We start from the raw sequence: 16,371 nt of genomic DNA, 5'->3' as shown, positions 1-16,371 counted from the left end.
GTTCATCGTGAACCGCCTGCTATTGAACTGCGACATCGGCGAGAGCTTCGGCAACTGGACCATGGGTCTGGATGCCGAGGTGATGCCCTTCATCGATTGCGCCAACATCGCCTGCGGTTTTCACGCCGGCGACCCGAGCATCATGCGCAAGACCGTCAGCCTGGCGTTGAACCACGACGTGCGGATCGGCGCGCACCCGGCCTACCAGGACCTGACGGGCTTTGGCCGACGCTCCATGGCCTATGGCGCCCAGGAGTTGCAGGACCTGTTGCATTACCAGATCGGCGCCCTCGACGGCATCTGCCGGGCCCAGGGTGGCCGGGTCAGCTACGTCAAGCCCCATGGGGCGATGTACAACGACATGATGGCCAACCCGGCGCAGTTGCGCGCGGTCATCCAGGCGGTGGCCGCCTATGACCGGGCGTTGCCACTGATGCTGATGGCGACCCGGGACAACAGCGCCGCCCAGGCCCTGGGTGACGAATATGGCCTGACCCTGTGGTTCGAAGCCTTCGCCGACCGTGCCTACGACAGCGCCGGCCGCCTGGTTTCGCGACAAGCGCCGGGCGCGGTGCATCATGACCCGCAGGTCATTATCGGCCAGGCCCTGACCATCGCCCGCGGCGATGCACTGACGGCCAGTGATGGCAGCGCGCTGATTCTGCGCGCCAACACCCTGTGCGTGCACGGTGACAACGCCAGCTCCGTGGCGGCCGTGCAACGTATCCGCGAGGCATTGGACCGGCAGAGCGCGCCATGAAGCCACGTGTGGAAGTGGTCGCGGTGGACTGCCTGATGGTGCGGCTGTTCGATGACATCGCCGAAACCAACATGCCGTGGATGCTCGCCGCCAGCGAGCGTTTGCGAGCGGTGTTCGCCGAGTGCCTGATCGACCTGGTGCCGTCCTATACCACGTTGATGGTGCATTACGACCTGTTGGCACTGAACCCGGTCCAGGCCCGGGAGTTGCTGGGCGAAGCGCTGAACAATCTGTCGCCCGACGCCCGTTCGGCCGGCCAGTGCCATGTGCTGCCGGTGTGGTACGACCCCAGGGTCGGGCCGGAACTGGGCCTGTTATCGAGCCGCAGCGGGTTGACCGTGGAGCAGGTGATCCGCCGCCACAGCGAGCACGATTACCAGGTGTTCGCCCTGGGCTTTGCACCCGGCTTCGCCTTCATGGGGCTGGTGGACGAAGCCCTGGCCGCACCGCGCCTGGACACGCCGCGCAAGCGGGTGGCGGCGGGCAGTGTCGGCATCGCCGAGCGCCAGACCGCCGCGTACCCGCTGGTCTCGCCTGGCGGCTGGAACCTGATCGGGCGGACCCCGGCCAAGCTGTTCGACCGCGAGCGTGATGGCTACAGCCTGATGCAACCCGGCGACACGGTGCGTTTTGTTGCCGTGGACCACGCCGAATTCATCGCCCTGGGTGGCGACGACACACCGCAGGAGGCCCAGGCATGAGCCGTTTATTGATCGAGGCCAGCACACCACTGTGCCTGTTGCAGGATGGCGGTCGTTTCGGCGTCAGGCATCTGGGTGTGACCCAGGGCGGCGCGGCGGACTGGTTGTCGATGGCCTGGGCCAACTGGATGCTGGGCAATCCCCTGGACGCGGCGGTGGTGGAGATTACCCTCGGCGGCTTCACGGTGGTTGCCGAAGAGGATTGCGTACTGGCGCTGGCCGGGGCGGACCTGGGGGCGCGGGTGGACGGCCAGGCGGTGGCGTCATGGCGCTATTTCGGCCTGCGCAAAGACCAGCGCCTGGCGTTGACCCAACCGGTGCTCGGTGCCCGGGCCTACCTCGCAGCCCCCGGCGGGTTCGACGCGCCGGCGGTGCTGGGCAGCCGGGCGACGGTGGTGCGTGAAGCATTCGGTGGCCTGGATGGGCTGGGACGGGCACTGAGCCGGGGCGCGCACTTGAGCTACTCAGGCCAGGCAACGCCTCGGCCGATGCCGGGCGCGCTGATTCCGGACTTCCAGCAGGCCCAGCCGCTGGACCTGATCCTGGGGGCACAGAACGGTGCGTTCAGTGGGCGCAGCCTGTTCGATGCGTTCAACACGCCTTGGACGCTGGACAGTCGCGCCGACCGCATGGGTATTCGCCTGCTCGGTACGCCGTTGGCGTATCAGGGCTCGCCGATGATTTCCGAAGGCATCCCGCTCGGCGCCGTGCAGGTGCCGCCGGACGGCCAGCCCATCGTGTTGCTCAACGACCGGCAAACCATCGGCGGCTACCCACGCCTGGGCGCCCTGACACCGCTGGCCCTGGCCCGGTTGGCGCAATGCCTGCCGGGCGCGCAGGTGCGGTTGCGGCCGGTGGTGCAGGAGGTTGCGCATCGGCAGCAGGTGGAATGTTTGCGCGGATTCATGGACCGCTAAAAGCATCGTCGGATCGCCGCCCGGAGCAGGCTCGCTCCCACATTGGATCTCCAGTGAACACAGAGTTTGTGATCGAAAAAAATCCCTTGTGGGAGCGGGCTTGCTCGCGAAGAGGCCCTGTCAGGCGCTGAAAAACTTCATTTGGAAAGAAACCGCATCCCTTCCTCCAACCCCCGCAACGTCAGCGGATACATCCGGTCTTCCACCAATTCGCGCACGATGTTGGTCGAGGCGGTATAGCCCCAGGTGTCTTTCGGGTACGGATTGATCCAGATGAGTTTCTTGTACTTCTCCATGAATCGCTGCATCCACACATAGCCCGCTTCTTCATTCCAGTGCTCGACGCTGCCGCCGGCCTGGGTGATTTCATAGGGCGCCATGGCGGCGTCGCCGATGAAGATCACTTTGTAGTCGGCGCCGTACTTGTGCAGCAAGTCCTGGGTCGAAGTACGTTCCGAGGTGCGGCGCAGGTTGTTCTTCCACACCGACTCGTACACGAAGTTGTGGAAGTAGAAGTACTCCAGGTGCTTGAACTCGATCTTGCAGGCCGAGAACAGTTCTTCGCAGATTTTCACGTGGGCATCCATCGAGCCGCCGATGTCGAACAGCAGCAGCAACTTGACGGTGTTGCGGCGCTCCGGACGCATCTGGATATTCAGCAAGCCGGCGTCCCGGGCGGTGTGGTCGATGGTGCCGTCGATGTCCAACTCTTCGGCCGCGCCCTGGCGGGCGAACTTGCGCAGGCGGCGCAGGGCTATCTTGATGTTGCGGGTGCCGAGTTCCACCTGGTCGTCGAGGTTCTTGTACTCGCGCTGGTCCCAGACCTTCACGGCCTTGCCCTGGCGCTTGCCGGCGTCGCCGACGCGGATGCCTTCCGGGTTGAAGCCACCGGAACCGAACGGGCTGGTGCCGCCGGTGCCGATCCACTTGTTGCCGCCGGCATGGCGTTCCTTCTGCTCTTCCAGGCGCTTCTTGAATTCTTCGATCAGTTTGTCCAGGCCGCCCAGGGACTGGATCTGCGCCCGTTCCTCGTCGGTCAGCGAGCGCTCGAATTCCTTGCGCAGCCAGTCTTCGGGAATCAGCGCCTGGAGATGATCATCGAGTTTTTCCAGGCCGTTGAAGTACGCAGCGAACGCCCGGTCGAACTTGTCGAAATGCCGTTCGTCCTTCACCAGGATCGCCCTGGACAAGTAATAGAACTCGTCCATGTCGGCGAAGATCACCCGCTGTTTCAGCGCGTTGATCAGGTCCAGCAGTTCACGCACGGACACCGGCACCTTGGCGGCGCGCATCTCATTGAACAGGTTCAGCAGCATGGCAGTTGCCCTCGTGCTTGTTGACGAAGAGGGCTTAACGCGTGCCGCGACGGCTCATGAACGCCAGGCGTTCAAGCAATTGCACGTCCTGTTCGTTCTTGACCAGCGCACCGGCCAGCGGCGGGATGGCCTTGGTTGGGTCACGCTCGCGCAGAACCGCCTCACCGATGTTGTCGGCCATCAGCAGCTTGAGCCAGTCCACCAGTTCGGAAGTGGACGGCTTTTTCTTCAGGCCTGGCACCTTGCGCACGTCGAAGAACACGTCCAGCGCTTCGCTGACCAGGTCTTTCTTGATGTCCGGGTAATGCACATCGACGATTTTCTGCAGGGTGACGCGGTCGGGGAAGGCGATGTAGTGGAAGAAGCAGCGGCGCAGGAACGCGTCCGGCAGCTCTTTTTCGTTGTTGGAGGTAATGATGATGATCGGGCGTTGCTTGGCCTTGATGGTTTCGTCGGTCTCGTAGACGTAGAACTCCATCTTGTCGAGTTCTTGCAGCAGGTCGTTGGGGAACTCGATGTCGGCCTTGTCGATCTCGTCGATCAGCAGGATGACCCGCTCTTCGGACTCGAAGGCTTCCCAGAGCTTGCCCTTCTTCAGGTAGTTGCGCACATCGTGAACCTTGTCCACGCCCAACTGCGAGTCCCGCAGGCGGCTGACCGCGTCGTACTCGTACAGGCCCTGGTGGGCCTTGGTGGTGGACTTGATGTGCCAGGTGATCAGCCGCGCGCCGAAGGACTCCGCCAGTTGTTCGGCCAGCATGGTCTTGCCGGTGCCCGGTTCGCCCTTGACCAGCAGCGGCCGCTCCAGGGTGATAGCGGCGTTCACGGCCAGCTTCAGGTCATCGGTGGCCACGTAGGCGCGGGTGCCTTCGAACTTCATCTGCAATTTCCTCGAACGTGTCGTCGGCCCGGCGAGGCGGGGCGCGCGAAAATAAATGTCGTGCCCGACTATAACGCGACGTCCCGCCGACTGTGAACGCAGACGCCGTATTCAGTCTCTGAATGGGGCGTCACATGTTTACTCAGTCTCGGCCGCTTGCCGAATAGGAAAGGGCAATCCCCCTTATGGCGAAGGAGCTTGCTCCCGCTGGGCTGCGCAGCGGCTCCAAAAAAACCGACGAGCGCTGCGCACCCGAACGGGAGCGAGCTCCCTCGCCACGGAGGCCTGTGCCTTGGAAACCCTAGTCCTTGGAGGGTGGCGGCTGCTCATAGCGGGCGTTGAACGCCTGGACGAAACCGTTGCGCAGGATCTGCAGCACGGCCTCGAAGGCGCTGATGTCCTGCTGATGGACGTTGCCGCTGAGTTCAACCCGGGTGGCAAACTGGTTCTTGCGCTGGTTCTTCAGGGCTGTTTCGCCGGTGCCGACCAGCGCCTCCCAGACCGAACGGAAGATGTTCTTGTTCTTGTTTTCGACATCCTGCTGCCAGTCGAACACATCCACATCGCGCAACAGCGGCTTGATGTAGCCGCTGAGCTTGGCGTTCTCGGCTTGTGCCTCGATGACCAGGTCGCCATGGCCGGCGTTAAAGTCGAACTTGCCATAGGCGGCGGCGAAATCATTCAGGCGCTTGAGTTCAATGTTCCGAGCCCGCAGGCGGAAATCGAAATCCTCGAAATTGCTCAGCGGGTCGAAGGTGGCCTGAACTTCAAGCGGCGCGTGTTCGGCTACCAGGGCCTTGCCTTCGAAACGGGCGTCGCGCTTGCCTTCGGTGTCGACCACGTTGGTCAGGTTATAGAAGCTGGCGTTGACGTCGGTGGCCCTCAGGTTGACCGGAGGCTTGGAATTGAAGTTGCGAAAGGTCACTTTGCCGTCCCTGATCCGCACTTCGTTCAGCGTAATGGGCAACAACTTGCCCAGTTGCTCGCGCCAGTTGGTGCCCTGGCCGGTCTGGGAGTTCTGCCGGTTGCCGCCGCCATCGACGAAGTTCACCTCGGGCCGGGCAAACTCCGCCTTGGCCACCACCGCATGGTCGTACCACAGCGAATGCCAGCTCACGGCCAATTCCACCAGCGGTGCGTCGACGAACGGTACCGGGACCTTGCCGTCGACCTTGACGATTTTCAGACCGTTGATTCGATAGGCGCCGCGCCAGACGGCCAGGTCCACGTCAGCGACCTGGCCGCGGTAATCACCCATGTCGGCCAGTTTGTCATTCAGGTAATTGCGCACAAGGTAAGGCAACGTGAAATTCAAGATCACCAGCACCGCAACGAGGGCCGCGAGGGTCCACAGTGGCCAGCTGTATCGACGCTTCATGTCCGTCAGTCTCCAGCATTGTTAAAGCCATTGACCATTGGCACCCCGGGAACGTTCGCTGCAACTGGACGCCCATGGGCAACAGGCATACCTTTAAGCGCTTAAATTCCCCGCTGCATTAAGGACCGGTCATGAGCCGCATATTCGTTGACAACGCCCATTCCATTGGCAACACGCCACTGGTGCAGATCAACCGCATCGCCCCGCGCGGCGTCACCATCCTGGCCAAGATCGAAGGGCGCAACCCGGGTTATTCGGTCAAGTGCCGGATTGGCGCGAACATGATCTGGGACGCTGAAAGCACCGGCAAGCTCAAGCCTGGCATGACCATCATCGAACCGACCTCGGGCAACACCGGTATCGGCCTGGCGTTCGTTGCCGCCGCCCGGGGCTACAAGTTGATGCTGACCATGCCGGCGTCCATGAGCGTCGAGCGGCGTAAAGTGCTCAAGGCCCTGGGCGCAGAGCTGGTGCTCACCGAGCCGGCCAAAGGCATGAAAGGCGCCATCGACAAGGCCGCCGAGATCCTGGCCAGCGATCCCTCGACCTACTTCATGCCGCAGCAGTTTGAAAACCCGGCGAACCCGGCAATCCACGAAAAAACCACCGGCCCGGAAATCTGGAACGATACCGACGGCGCGGTGGATGTGCTGGTCGCGGGCGTGGGCACCGGCGGAACCATTACCGGCGTTTCGCGGTATATCAAGAACACCTGCGGCAAGCCGATCCTGTCGGTGGCGGTCGAGCCCGAGACGTCGCCGGTGATTACCCAGGCGATGGCGGGGCAGGAGATCAAGCCCAGCCCGCACAAGATCCAGGGCATCGGCGCCGGATTCGTGCCGAAGAACCTGGATCTGTCGATTGTCGATCAGGTCGAGCGGGTCACCGACGAGGCATCCAAGGCCATGGCCCTGCGCTTGATGCAGGAGGAGGGGATCCTCTGTGGCATCTCCTGTGGCGCGGCGATGGCCGTGGCCGTGCGTATGGCGGAAAAACCGGAGATGCAGGGCAAGACCATCGTGGTGATTCTGCCGGATTCGGGCGAGCGCTACCTGTCGAGCATGTTGTTCAGTGATCTGTTCACCGAGCAGGAGATTCAGCAGTAACGGCGATGTTGAGTGATTGACGTCAGTCCAGGTTCAGGCGCTGCATGTTAAGAAGGGCATTGTTGCGTAATCCTCAACAGTAAATGTGCCTTGGCGGTTTCTTCCCCAGGCAGCGCTCTATACCATGGCCGGCCTTTGCGTCGGCCTGCCGGCATTGCGTAAGCTGTTTTGACAAGGAGTTGTAGATGACCTTTTCGTTTGTCGCCAAGGCGTCGGTATTGCTGCTGTTCCTCGGCAGCACGCTGTATGTGCATTTGCGCGGTAAAGCGCGTTTGCCGGTATTGCGCCAATTCGTCAATCACTCGGCATTGTTCGCGCCCTACAACGCCTTGATGTACCTGTTCTCCAGTGTGCCCTCCAAGCCTTACCTGGACCGCAGCAAGTTCCCCGAGCTGGATGTGCTCAAGGACAACTGGCACGTCATCCGCGACGAGGCCATGCACCTGTTCGACGAGGGCTACATTCGCGCCGCGGAAAAGAACAACGACGCGGGCTTCGGGTCGTTCTTCAAGAAAGGCTGGAAGCGTTTCTACCTCAAGTGGTACGACAAACCGCTGCCCTCTGCCGAGCTGCTCTGCCCGAAAACCGTTGCACTGGTCAGCGGCATTCCCAACGTGAAAGGCGCGATGTTTGCGCTGCTGCCGGGCGGCAGCCATTTGAACCCCCATCGGGACCCGTTCGCCGGTTCCCTGCGCTATCACCTGGGGCTGTCTACGCCCAATTCCGACGACTGCCGTATCTTTGTTGACGGCCAGGTCTACGCCTGGCGCGATGGCGAAGACGTCATGTTCGATGAAACCTATGTGCACTGGGTCAAGAACGAAACCCCGCAAACCCGGGTGATCCTGTTCTGTGACGTCGAGCGACCGCTGAAAAGCCGGCTGATGACCCGCCTCAACCGCGCCATCAGCGCCTTCCTCGGCCGCGCCACCGCGCCGCAGAACCTCGACGACGAACGCGTCGGTGGTATCAACCAGGCCTACGCCTGGAGCAAGCGGTTCAGCGACGGCTTCAGCGGCCGGGTCAAGCAGTGGAAACGCAAGCATCCCAAGGCATACCGGGTGATGCGTCCCGTGCTGGCGGTAGTGGTGCTCACGGCGCTTGGCTATTGGTTGTTCGGCTAACCGTTGCGCAATACTTCGAGCGTTGGTTATAGTCAGCGCTGGTCGGGTTCTCGAACCCACTTCTCCCAAGAGATCGGCTCATGCCTGTATCCCCAGTCATCGCGGTTGTGGTTCCAGCGTTCAACGCTGGCGTCGTGTCGTGCGGGAATCAGCAGCCTGTGCAGATCGGTCAATACCCTCCACCTGTCAGTAGCCCACCGGTATACGCCGTCGTATCACCGCCGGGTGTTGGCGTTCAGGGCTGATCGGCAACGTTTGCCATCCCCCTGTGCCTGCCTGAAAAAACTACTGGACTTCAGCCTCGGCTGAGTTGGCTTTTGCCTGACTACAGGTGGTATCCATGTTTTCCTTATCCAAGAACGCCTTATTGGCGGCGGCTTCAACGAGCCTGTTTGTCCTGCTGTGGAGCAGCGGGGCAATTTTTTCCAAGCTGGGCCTGGCCCACGCGTCACCTTTTGCTTTTCTGCTGATCCGTTTTGCCATTGCACTGTGTGCGTTGGTGCTCTTGATCCCGATGCTCAGGTTCAAGCTGCCCAAGGCCGGCAAGCCGATGGTTTATGCCGTGACCACGGGGTTGGTGCTGTTGGGGGCCTACCAGATTTTTTATCTGCTGGCCCTGCAAATGAACGTCACACCCGGAGTGATGGCAACCCTGATGGGCGTACAACCGATCCTCACCGTGGTGCTCGTGGAGCGCCAGCGCTCCTGGCAGCGGCTGTTCGGCCTGATGCTCGGGTTGGTCGGATTGATCATGGTGGTGTACCGGGGCATCGGGCTGGCGGGGATGTCCTTGACCGGAATGCTGTGCGGGTTGCTGGCGCTGGTGTCCATGACCGTCGGCTCGATCATGCAGAAGCGCATTACCGATAACCCCCTCGGCACGCTGCCGGTGCAGTACCTGGCCGGGCTTTTGCTGTGCGCGGTATTCGTGCCGTTCCAGCCCTTCCATTTCGAACACGACGCGGGCTTCATCGTGCCGGTGTTATGGATGGGGTTGGTGGTCTCGGTGCTGGCGACCTTGCTGCTGTACCGGCTGATCGCGCGGGGCAACCTGGTCAATGTCACCAGCCTGTTCTACCTGGTGCCAGCGGTGACGGCGATCATGGATTACCTGGTGTTCGGCAACCGGCTGGCCCTGTTGAGCTTGCTGGGGATGGCGCTGATCATTGTCGGGCTGGTGTTTGTGTTTCGTAAAAGTGGTTGAGCTTTAGAGGCTCGCTGATTTGGACAACTGCTATCGCGGGCAAGCTTTGCTCCCACAGGTATATGGAGTTCTTGTGGGAGCAAGGCTTGCCCGCGATGGCATCTTGCGCCGCGCCAATGGATTACCGGGCAGACGCTTCAGCCGGTTCCGCCACTGAAGGTTTCAACACCAACCACAACGCCGCCGCAATCAACACACCCCCATACAAATGTGCCATCCCCAGCGGCTCATCCAGCAGCAACGCCCCCCACAGCACGCCGAACGGCGGGATCAGGAAGGTGACGGTCATGGATTTGACCGGGCCGATGGAGCTGAGCAGGCGGAAATAAAGGATGTATGCCAGCGCCGTGCACACCAGGCCCAACCCCAGCAGCGACAACCAGACACTCCAGCCACCCCAGCTGGCCGGCGGCTGGCTGATGACGCTGTAGCCGAATAGCGGCAGCAGAAATACCGTGGCGCCGAACATGCTGCCGAGCGCGGCGAGACGGCTGTCCAGGCCGCCTTGATGATCCAGCCAGCGGCGGGTGAGGAAACCGGCAAAACCATAGCAGGTCGTGGCCATCAGGCAGGCAAGGGCGCCCATCAGCAGTTGCAGGTCGAAGGCCACCGGCCCGGCACCGGTCAGGATGCCGACACCGAACAGGCCCAGGAACACCCCGCTGAATTTGACCACGGTGAGTTTTTCATGGAAGAACAAGCCGCCGATCAATACGCCCATCAACGGGGTGGTGGCATTGAAAATGGCCGAGTAGCCGGCCGGCAGCACCTGGGCCGCCAACGAATAGAACGTCGCCGGAATGCCTGAGTTGATCAGGCCCAGCAGCATCACCACTTTCAGCTTGCCGCGAAAACTGAAGTCGATGCGCATCAGCGCCAGGATCACCAGCAGCCCGACGAAGGCGATGGACACGCGGAAGAAGGCCGTGGGGATCGTGCCAATGACGGGGGCGATAATGCGCATGAACAGGAAACTGGCCCCCCAGATGGCGGCCAGCGACAGCAAACGCAGGGTGTCGACGAGGTTCACGTGTTTTTCCTTCCATGATTGGCCGACCAGTGTCGCTGTCCTCAATACCGATGGCAATGGTTGCGCTGCCGCGCGATTGGCCTCTAAGCTCAGTCGCCAATAACAAGTACGATCCGCCGAGGTTCACCTATGCCACAGCCATGGCCCGCCACCGATATCGCCCGTTCGATCCTCGAAGGCTTCGACGATTATCGTGAGCACTTCCGGCAGATCACCGACGGCGCCCGCGCCCGGTTCGAGCAGGCCCAGTGGCTGGAGGCGCAAGCGGCTTCGGCGGCGCGGATCAATCTGTACGAAGAGAAAGTCTTCGAAACCGTGGCACGACTGCGCCAGGCATTCGAGGCCGAGGCGTTGATGGAGGTGGGTTGCTGGCCGCTGGTCAAGAGCGCCTACATCAGCCTGATCGACCTGCGTTTTGACGATGAACTGTCGGAAACCTGGTACAACTCGATCTTCTGCGGGCTGTTCAGCCACGACCTGATCAGCGACGGCACCATGTTCATCCACACCACCCGGCCGAGCCTGCGCCGGGCCCGCGCCGCCCAGACCCGCACCTACAAACCCCAGGGCCAGCTCGACCGGATGCTCGCGAGCGTCTTCGCCGACTACCGCTTCAGCGAAGACTACGCCGACTTGCCCGGCGACCTGCAACGTCTCGAAGCCCAACTGCGGGAAAACCTGCCGGACTGGGTCTGCAAGGACCCGGAGCTGACGGTGGAGTTGTTTTCGTCCGTGCTCTATCGCAACAAGGGCGCCTACCTGGTGGGCCGGATCTACACCCGCGATGACCAATGGCCATTGGTGATCCCGCTGTTGCACCGCGAAGGCCGGGGCATCCAGATCGACGCGTTGATCACCGATGAGGCGCAGGTGTCGATCATCTTCTCGTTCACCCGCTCGTACTTCATGGTGGACGTGCCAGTGCCGGCGGAATTCATCGGCTTCCTCAAGCGCATCCTGCCGGGCAAGCATGTTGCCGAGCTGTACACCTCCATCGGCTTCTACAAGCACGGCAAGTCCGAGTTCTACCGGGCGCTGATCAATCACCTGGCGAACACCGATGACCGGTTCATCATGGCGCCGGGCGTGCGCGGCATGGTCATGAGCGTGTTCACCCTGCCGGGTTTCAATACCGTATTCAAGATCATCAAGGACCGTTTCTCGCCCTCGAAAAACGTCGACCGGGCCACGGTGATCGAGAAGTATCGCCTGGTGAAAAGCGTCGACCGGGTCGGGCGCATGGCCGACACCCAGGAGTTCGCCGATTTCCGCTTTCCCCTGGGCAAGTTCGAGCCGGCGTGCCTGGAAGAGTTGCTGGACGTGGCGCCGTCCACGGTGTCGGTGGAAGGCGATACGGTGTTGATTCGCCACTGCTGGACCGAGCGTCGGATGACGCCGTTGAACCTGTACCTGGAAAACGCCAACGCGGCCCAGGTGCGCGAGGCACTGGAAGACTATGGCCTGGCGATCAAGCAACTGGCGGCGGCGAACATTTTTCCTGGCGACATGCTGCTGAAGAACTTCGGCGTGACCCGTCATGGCCGCGTGGTGTTCTACGACTACGATGAAATCTGCTTCCTCACCGAAGCCAACTTCCGCCACATCCCCCAGCCCCGGACGCCGGAAGATGAAATGGCCTCCGAGCCCTGGTACTCCATCGGGCCGCTGGACGTCTTCCCCGAAGAATTCCCGCCGTTCCTGTTCGCCGACGCCGGGCAACGCAAGCTGTTCGACCAGTTGCACGGCGAGCTGTACAACGCCGATTACTGGAAAGGCCTGCAAGAGGCGATTCGGGCGGGGAAGGTGATCGATGTGTTTCCGTATCGGCGCAAGGGATGTTGATCGTTCCCACGCTCCGCGTGGGAATGCAGCCCGGGACGCAGCTTCAAGCTTCAAGCTTCAAGCGGCAAGTTTCCGGCCAACGCAGCTTGCAACTTGTCGCTTGCCGCTTGAAACTTGCCGCTGCTCCTTTCCCCCTTGCGTACCTGATGACTGACCAAGCCCCCGCTCTCGACAAGCTGCTGAAAAACCTCGATCACGCCATGCTCGCCGACCGTCACCGGTTGCGACGCCAGTTGCTTGAGCTGCGCAAGAAACCCGATGAGGCCAAGCTGGCCCAGTGGGTGGCGCGCATGCAGGCGTCGTGTGACCAGGTGCTGGCGCGCAAGGCCAGCCTGCCGGTGATTCGCTACGACGATAACCTGCCGATCGCCGCCAAGCGCGATGAAATCAAGGACGCGTTGCTCAAGCACCAGGTGTTGATCATCGCCGGCGAGACTGGCTCGGGCAAAACCACGCAGTTGCCGAAGATCTGCCTGGAAATCGGTCGCGGCCAGCATGGCTTGATCGGCCACACCCAGCCGCGCCGGATCGCCGCTCGCAGCGTGGCGAGCCGGGTGGCCGAGGAACTGGCAACGCCGTTGGGCGCGCTGGTGGGGTATCAGGTGCGGTTCGAGGACCAGAGCGACGCCAACACCCTGATCAAACTGATGACCGACGGCATCCTGCTGGCCGAGACCCAGAACGACCGCTACCTCGAACGCTACGACACGATCATCGTCGACGAAGCCCACGAACGCAGCCTGAACATCGACTTCCTGCTGGGCTACCTCAAGACCCTGCTGCCGCGCCGTCCGGACCTGAAAGTCATCATCACCTCGGCGACCATCGACCTGGAGCGTTTCTCCAAGCATTTCGATGACGCGCCTATTGTCGAAGTCTCTGGCCGCACCTTTCCGGTGGAAACCTGGTACCGCCCGCTGACCCTGGAGCAGGACGAGGAGGGCAACCGGGTCGAGGACGACTTGACCGTCGACCAGGCGATCCTCGCCACCCTCGATGAAGTCGCCGCGTATGAGCGCAGCGAACGCCGCAGCCCCGGCGATGTGCTGGTGTTCCTGCCGGGGGAGCGGGAGATTCGCGACGCCGCGGAAATGCTCCGCAAGGCCCAGCTCAAGCACACCGAGATCCTGCCGCTGTATGCGCGCCTGTCGCCGGCTGAACAACAGCGGATCTTCCAGTCGCACCCGGGCCGTCGCGTGGTGCTGGCGACCAACGTCGCGGAAACCTCGCTCACCGTGCCGGGCATCCGCTACGTGATCGACAGCGGCACCGCGCGCATCAGCCGCTACAGCTATCGGGCCAAGGTCCAGCGCCTGCCCATCGAAGCCATTTCCCAGGCCAGCGCCAACCAGCGCAAGGGCCGTTGCGGGCGTGTCGAGCCGGGGATTTGCGTGCGGTTGTACAGCGAGGAGGATTTCCTCGGCCGGCCGGAATTCACCGACCCCGAGATCCTGCGCACCAACCTGGCGGCGGTGATCCTGCAGATGCTGCACCTGCGCCTGGGTGAGATCACTGATTTTCCGTTCATCGAGCCGCCGGATGGCAAGGCCATCAGCGACGGCTTCAACCTGCTGCAAGAGTTGTCGGCGGTGGACCGCAACAGTCAACTGACCCCGCTGGGCCGCCAGTTGGCGCGCCTGCCGGTGGACCCGCGCATGGGCCGCATGCTGCTGGAAGCGGCGAAGCTGGGCAGCCTGCAGGAAGTGCTGATCGTCGCCAGCGCCATGTCGATCCAGGACCCGCGCGAGCGTCCACCCGAGCGCCAGCAGGCCGCCGACCAGGCCCACGCCCAATGGAAGGACCCGGACTCGGACTTCGCCGGGCTGGTCAATCTGTGGCGCGGTTTCGAAGAGCAGCGCCAGGCCCTGACCGCGAGCCCGCTGCGCAATTGGTGCCGCAAGCATTTTCTCAACTACCTGCGCCTGCGCGAGTGGCGCGACTCCCATCGGCAGTTGAGCCTGATCTGCCGCGACATGCAGTTGAGCCTCAACAAAGAACCGGCGGACTACCCGAAACTGCACAAGGCGGTGCTCTCGGGGCTGCTGAGCCAGATCGGCCAGAAAACCGAGGACGGCGACTACCTCGGTGCCCGTCAACGACGGTTCTGGGTGCACCCGTCGTCGGGCCTGGGCAAGAAGCGTCCGCAGTGGCTGATGACCGCCGAATTGGTAGAGACCACCAAGCTGTACGCGCGCATGGTCGCCAAGATCGAACCGGACTGGATCGAGCCGCTGGCCGGGCACCTGATCAAGAAAAACCACTTCGAACCCCATTGGGAAAAGAAACGCGGGCAAGTGGTGGCGTATGAACAGATCACCCTGTTCGGGCTGATCGTGGTCGGGCGCCGGCCGGTGCACTACGGGCCGGTGGACCCGGTGGTGTCCCGCGAGCTGTTTATCCGCGAAGCGCTGGTGCGCGGCGAGATCCAGTCCCGGGCCAAGTGCCTGGACGCCAATACCAAGCTCTTGGAGCAACTCGACGAACTGGAAGCCAAGGCCCGCCGTCGTGACATCCTGGCGGACGAAGAAACCCTGTTTGCGTTCTACGATGCGCGCTTGCCGGCCGAGATCCACCAGACCGCGACCTTCGACAGCTGGTACCGGATCAACAGCCAGAAAGACCCGCAACTGCTGATCATGCGCGAAGAGGACGTGCTGGCGCGCGAGGCCAGTGAAGTCACCGCTGCGTACTACCCGGACACCTTGCGTGTGGGCGACCTGACCCTGCCGTTGAGCTACCACTTCGAGCCCAATCACCCCCGCGACGGCGTGACCCTGCGCGTACCGGCGCCGTTGTTGCCGATGCTGCCGCCGGAACGCCTGGAATGGCTGGTGCCGGGGATGATCGAGGCCAAGTGCATTGCCCTGGTGCGCAACCTGCCCAAGGCCCTGCGCAAGAACTTCGTGCCGGTGCCGGACTTCGTCAAGGCGGCGCTGCAACGCATCACCTTCGCCGAGGGCTCGTTGCCCCAGGCCCTGGGCCGTGAGTTGCTGCGCATGACCGGCGCGCGGGTCAGCGACGAAGCCTGGGCCGAGGCGGCGCAGCAGGTGGAAAGCCACCTGCGCATGAACCTGGAGATTGTCGACGGCCAGGGCAAGTTTCTCGGCGAGGGCCGCGACCTGGCCGAATTGACGGCGCGTTTTGCCGAAGCCAGCCAGGCCGCATTGGCCGTGCCGCAAACGGCGAAAAGCCAGGAACCGGTGGAGGCGAAGGTCTTTGCGCCAGTGGCGCAGCAAACCCAACAGAAGATCGCCGGGCTGTCGATGACGGTCTACCCGGCGCTGGTAGAAGAGGGCGGGGTGGTCAAGGAGGGGCGCTTCCCGACGCCAGCCGAGGCCGAGTTCCAGCATCGCCGCGCCTTGCAGCGCTTGTTGATGCAGCAACTGGCCGAGTCGGCCAAGTTCCTGCGCGGCAAGTTGCCGGGGCTGACCGAACTGGGCCTGCTGTATCGCGAACTCGGACGCGTCGACAACCTGGTGGAAGACATCCTGTTGGCGAGCCTCGACAGCTGCGTGCTGGAAGGCGAAGCGAGCCTGCCCCGCGACGGCGCCGCACTGGCGTCCCTGGCCGAGCGCAAGCGTGGCGGTTGGACCGAGCATGCCGAGCGCCTGGCGAAGCTGACCCTGGATATCCTCAAGCTCTGGCACGGCCTGCAAAAACGCTTCAAGGGCAAGATCGACCTGGCCCAGGCCGTGGCGCTGAACGACATCAAGCAGCAGCTCAGTCACTTGGTTTACCCGGGCTTCGTGCGCGAAACCCCGCATCAATGGCTCAAGGAACTGCCGCGCTACCTCAAGGCCATCGAGCAGCGCTTCGAGAAGCTCGGCAGCCAGGTGCAGAAAGACCGGGTCTGGAGTGGCGAACTGTCGAACCTCTGGGCCCAATACCAGACTCGCGCCAGCAAACACGCCCAGGAAGGCAAGCGCGATCCGCAACTGGAGCTGTACCGCTGGTGGCTGGAGGAATACCGGGTATCGCTGTTCGCCCAGCAGTTGGGCACCAAGGTGCCGATTTCGGACAAGCGCCTGGGCAAGCAGTGGGGGCAGGTGGAGCCTTAAGGCTGTAGGAGCTTTCCGAACACAGTGAACGCCAGAGATCCCCTGTGGGAGCGAG

12 protein-coding genes are annotated in these 16,371 nt (G+C 62.6%); 8 read left to right on the top strand and 4 right to left on the bottom strand.

Translation table 11 applies throughout. From position 1 onward, the window contains the following. Window positions 1-7 precede the first annotated feature (7 nt). From J7E36_RS04950 to J7E36_RS04940, 3 genes are read left to right on the top strand one after another with little or no spacing between them, the layout of a single operon-like run. Window positions 8-760: a 5-oxoprolinase subunit PxpA gene (locus tag J7E36_RS04950; protein ID WP_215000472.1), complete on the top strand. Its 753-nt coding sequence runs from the start codon at window positions 8-10 to the stop codon at window positions 758-760. Then, on the top strand, window positions 757-1,461 hold the full coding sequence (locus tag J7E36_RS04945; RefSeq protein WP_215000470.1) for a 5-oxoprolinase subunit B family protein: 705 nt from the start codon (window positions 757-759) through the stop codon (window positions 1,459-1,461). Before J7E36_RS04950 ends, J7E36_RS04945 begins: the two co-directional genes overlap by 4 nt. Further along, window positions 1,458-2,378 (top strand): biotin-dependent carboxyltransferase family protein, encoded by a 921-nt coding sequence (locus tag J7E36_RS04940; RefSeq protein WP_215000468.1) that lies wholly within the window; start codon window positions 1,458-1,460, stop codon window positions 2,376-2,378. Before J7E36_RS04945 ends, J7E36_RS04940 begins: the two co-directional genes overlap by 4 nt. A gap of 137 nt (window positions 2,379-2,515) precedes the next feature. On the opposite strand, the gene J7E36_RS04935 is transcribed toward J7E36_RS04940, so the two are convergent. The 3 genes from J7E36_RS04935 to J7E36_RS04925 all read right to left on the bottom strand — a co-directional run bounded on the left by J7E36_RS04935 (window position 2,516) and on the right by J7E36_RS04925 (window position 5,952). Continuing rightward, on the bottom strand, window positions 2,516-3,694 hold the full coding sequence (locus J7E36_RS04935) for a vWA domain-containing protein (RefSeq protein ID WP_215000466.1): 1,179 nt from the start codon (window positions 3,692-3,694) through the stop codon (window positions 2,516-2,518). 34 nt (window positions 3,695-3,728) lie between these two features. Further along, complete coding sequence (locus J7E36_RS04930) at window positions 3,729-4,574, bottom strand: AAA family ATPase (protein ID WP_025212404.1); 846 nt, start codon at window positions 4,572-4,574, stop codon at window positions 3,729-3,731. A 301-nt stretch (window positions 4,575-4,875) separates the two neighbouring features. Then, the gene (locus J7E36_RS04925) at window positions 4,876-5,952 is read right to left on the bottom strand and encodes a DUF748 domain-containing protein (protein WP_215000464.1); all 1,077 of its coding nucleotides are present in this window, start codon (window positions 5,950-5,952) and stop codon (window positions 4,876-4,878) included. Between the two features lie 131 nt (window positions 5,953-6,083). On the opposite strand from J7E36_RS04925, the gene cysK reads away from it, so the two are divergent. The 3 genes from cysK to J7E36_RS04910 all read left to right on the top strand — a co-directional run bounded on the left by cysK (window position 6,084) and on the right by J7E36_RS04910 (window position 9,386). Next, a complete protein-coding gene (cysK, locus tag J7E36_RS04920) occupies window positions 6,084-7,058 on the top strand; it encodes a cysteine synthase A (protein WP_215000462.1) in 975 nt (324 codons plus the stop codon). Window positions 7,059-7,243: 185 nt separating this feature from the next. Next, complete coding sequence (locus tag J7E36_RS04915) at window positions 7,244-8,182, top strand: aspartyl/asparaginyl beta-hydroxylase domain-containing protein (RefSeq protein ID WP_215000460.1); 939 nt, start codon at window positions 7,244-7,246, stop codon at window positions 8,180-8,182. A 340-nt stretch (window positions 8,183-8,522) separates the two neighbouring features. Next, window positions 8,523-9,386, top strand: a complete 864-nt coding sequence (locus J7E36_RS04910) for a DMT family transporter (protein WP_215000458.1) — start codon at window positions 8,523-8,525, stop codon at window positions 9,384-9,386. A gap of 121 nt (window positions 9,387-9,507) precedes the next feature. Here J7E36_RS04910 and J7E36_RS04905 read toward each other — a convergent pair whose 3' ends face one another. After that, window positions 9,508-10,416, bottom strand: a complete 909-nt coding sequence (locus J7E36_RS04905) for a DMT family transporter (protein WP_215000456.1) — start codon at window positions 10,414-10,416, stop codon at window positions 9,508-9,510. A gap of 129 nt (window positions 10,417-10,545) precedes the next feature. Here J7E36_RS04905 and aceK point away from each other — a divergent pair, with 129 nt between their 5' ends. Together aceK and hrpA are read left to right on the top strand one after the other, a co-directional pair. Next, window positions 10,546-12,258, top strand: a complete 1,713-nt coding sequence (gene aceK / locus J7E36_RS04900; RefSeq protein WP_215000454.1) for a bifunctional isocitrate dehydrogenase kinase/phosphatase — start codon at window positions 10,546-10,548, stop codon at window positions 12,256-12,258. A gap of 146 nt (window positions 12,259-12,404) precedes the next feature. After that, window positions 12,405-16,316 carry an ATP-dependent RNA helicase HrpA gene (hrpA, locus tag J7E36_RS04895; RefSeq protein ID WP_215000451.1) on the top strand — a complete coding sequence of 1,304 codons (3,912 nt, stop codon included), beginning with the start codon at window positions 12,405-12,407 and terminating at the stop codon, window positions 16,314-16,316. Window positions 16,317-16,371 lie beyond the last annotated feature (55 nt).

Source organism: Pseudomonas fluorescens, assembly GCF_018614775.1.
GTDB classification, from domain to species: domain Bacteria; phylum Pseudomonadota; class Gammaproteobacteria; order Pseudomonadales; family Pseudomonadaceae; genus Aquipseudomonas; species Aquipseudomonas fluorescens_BY.
The sequence above is the reverse complement of the archived record's forward strand: the minus strand, read 5'-3'. Positions and strand labels throughout refer to the sequence as shown.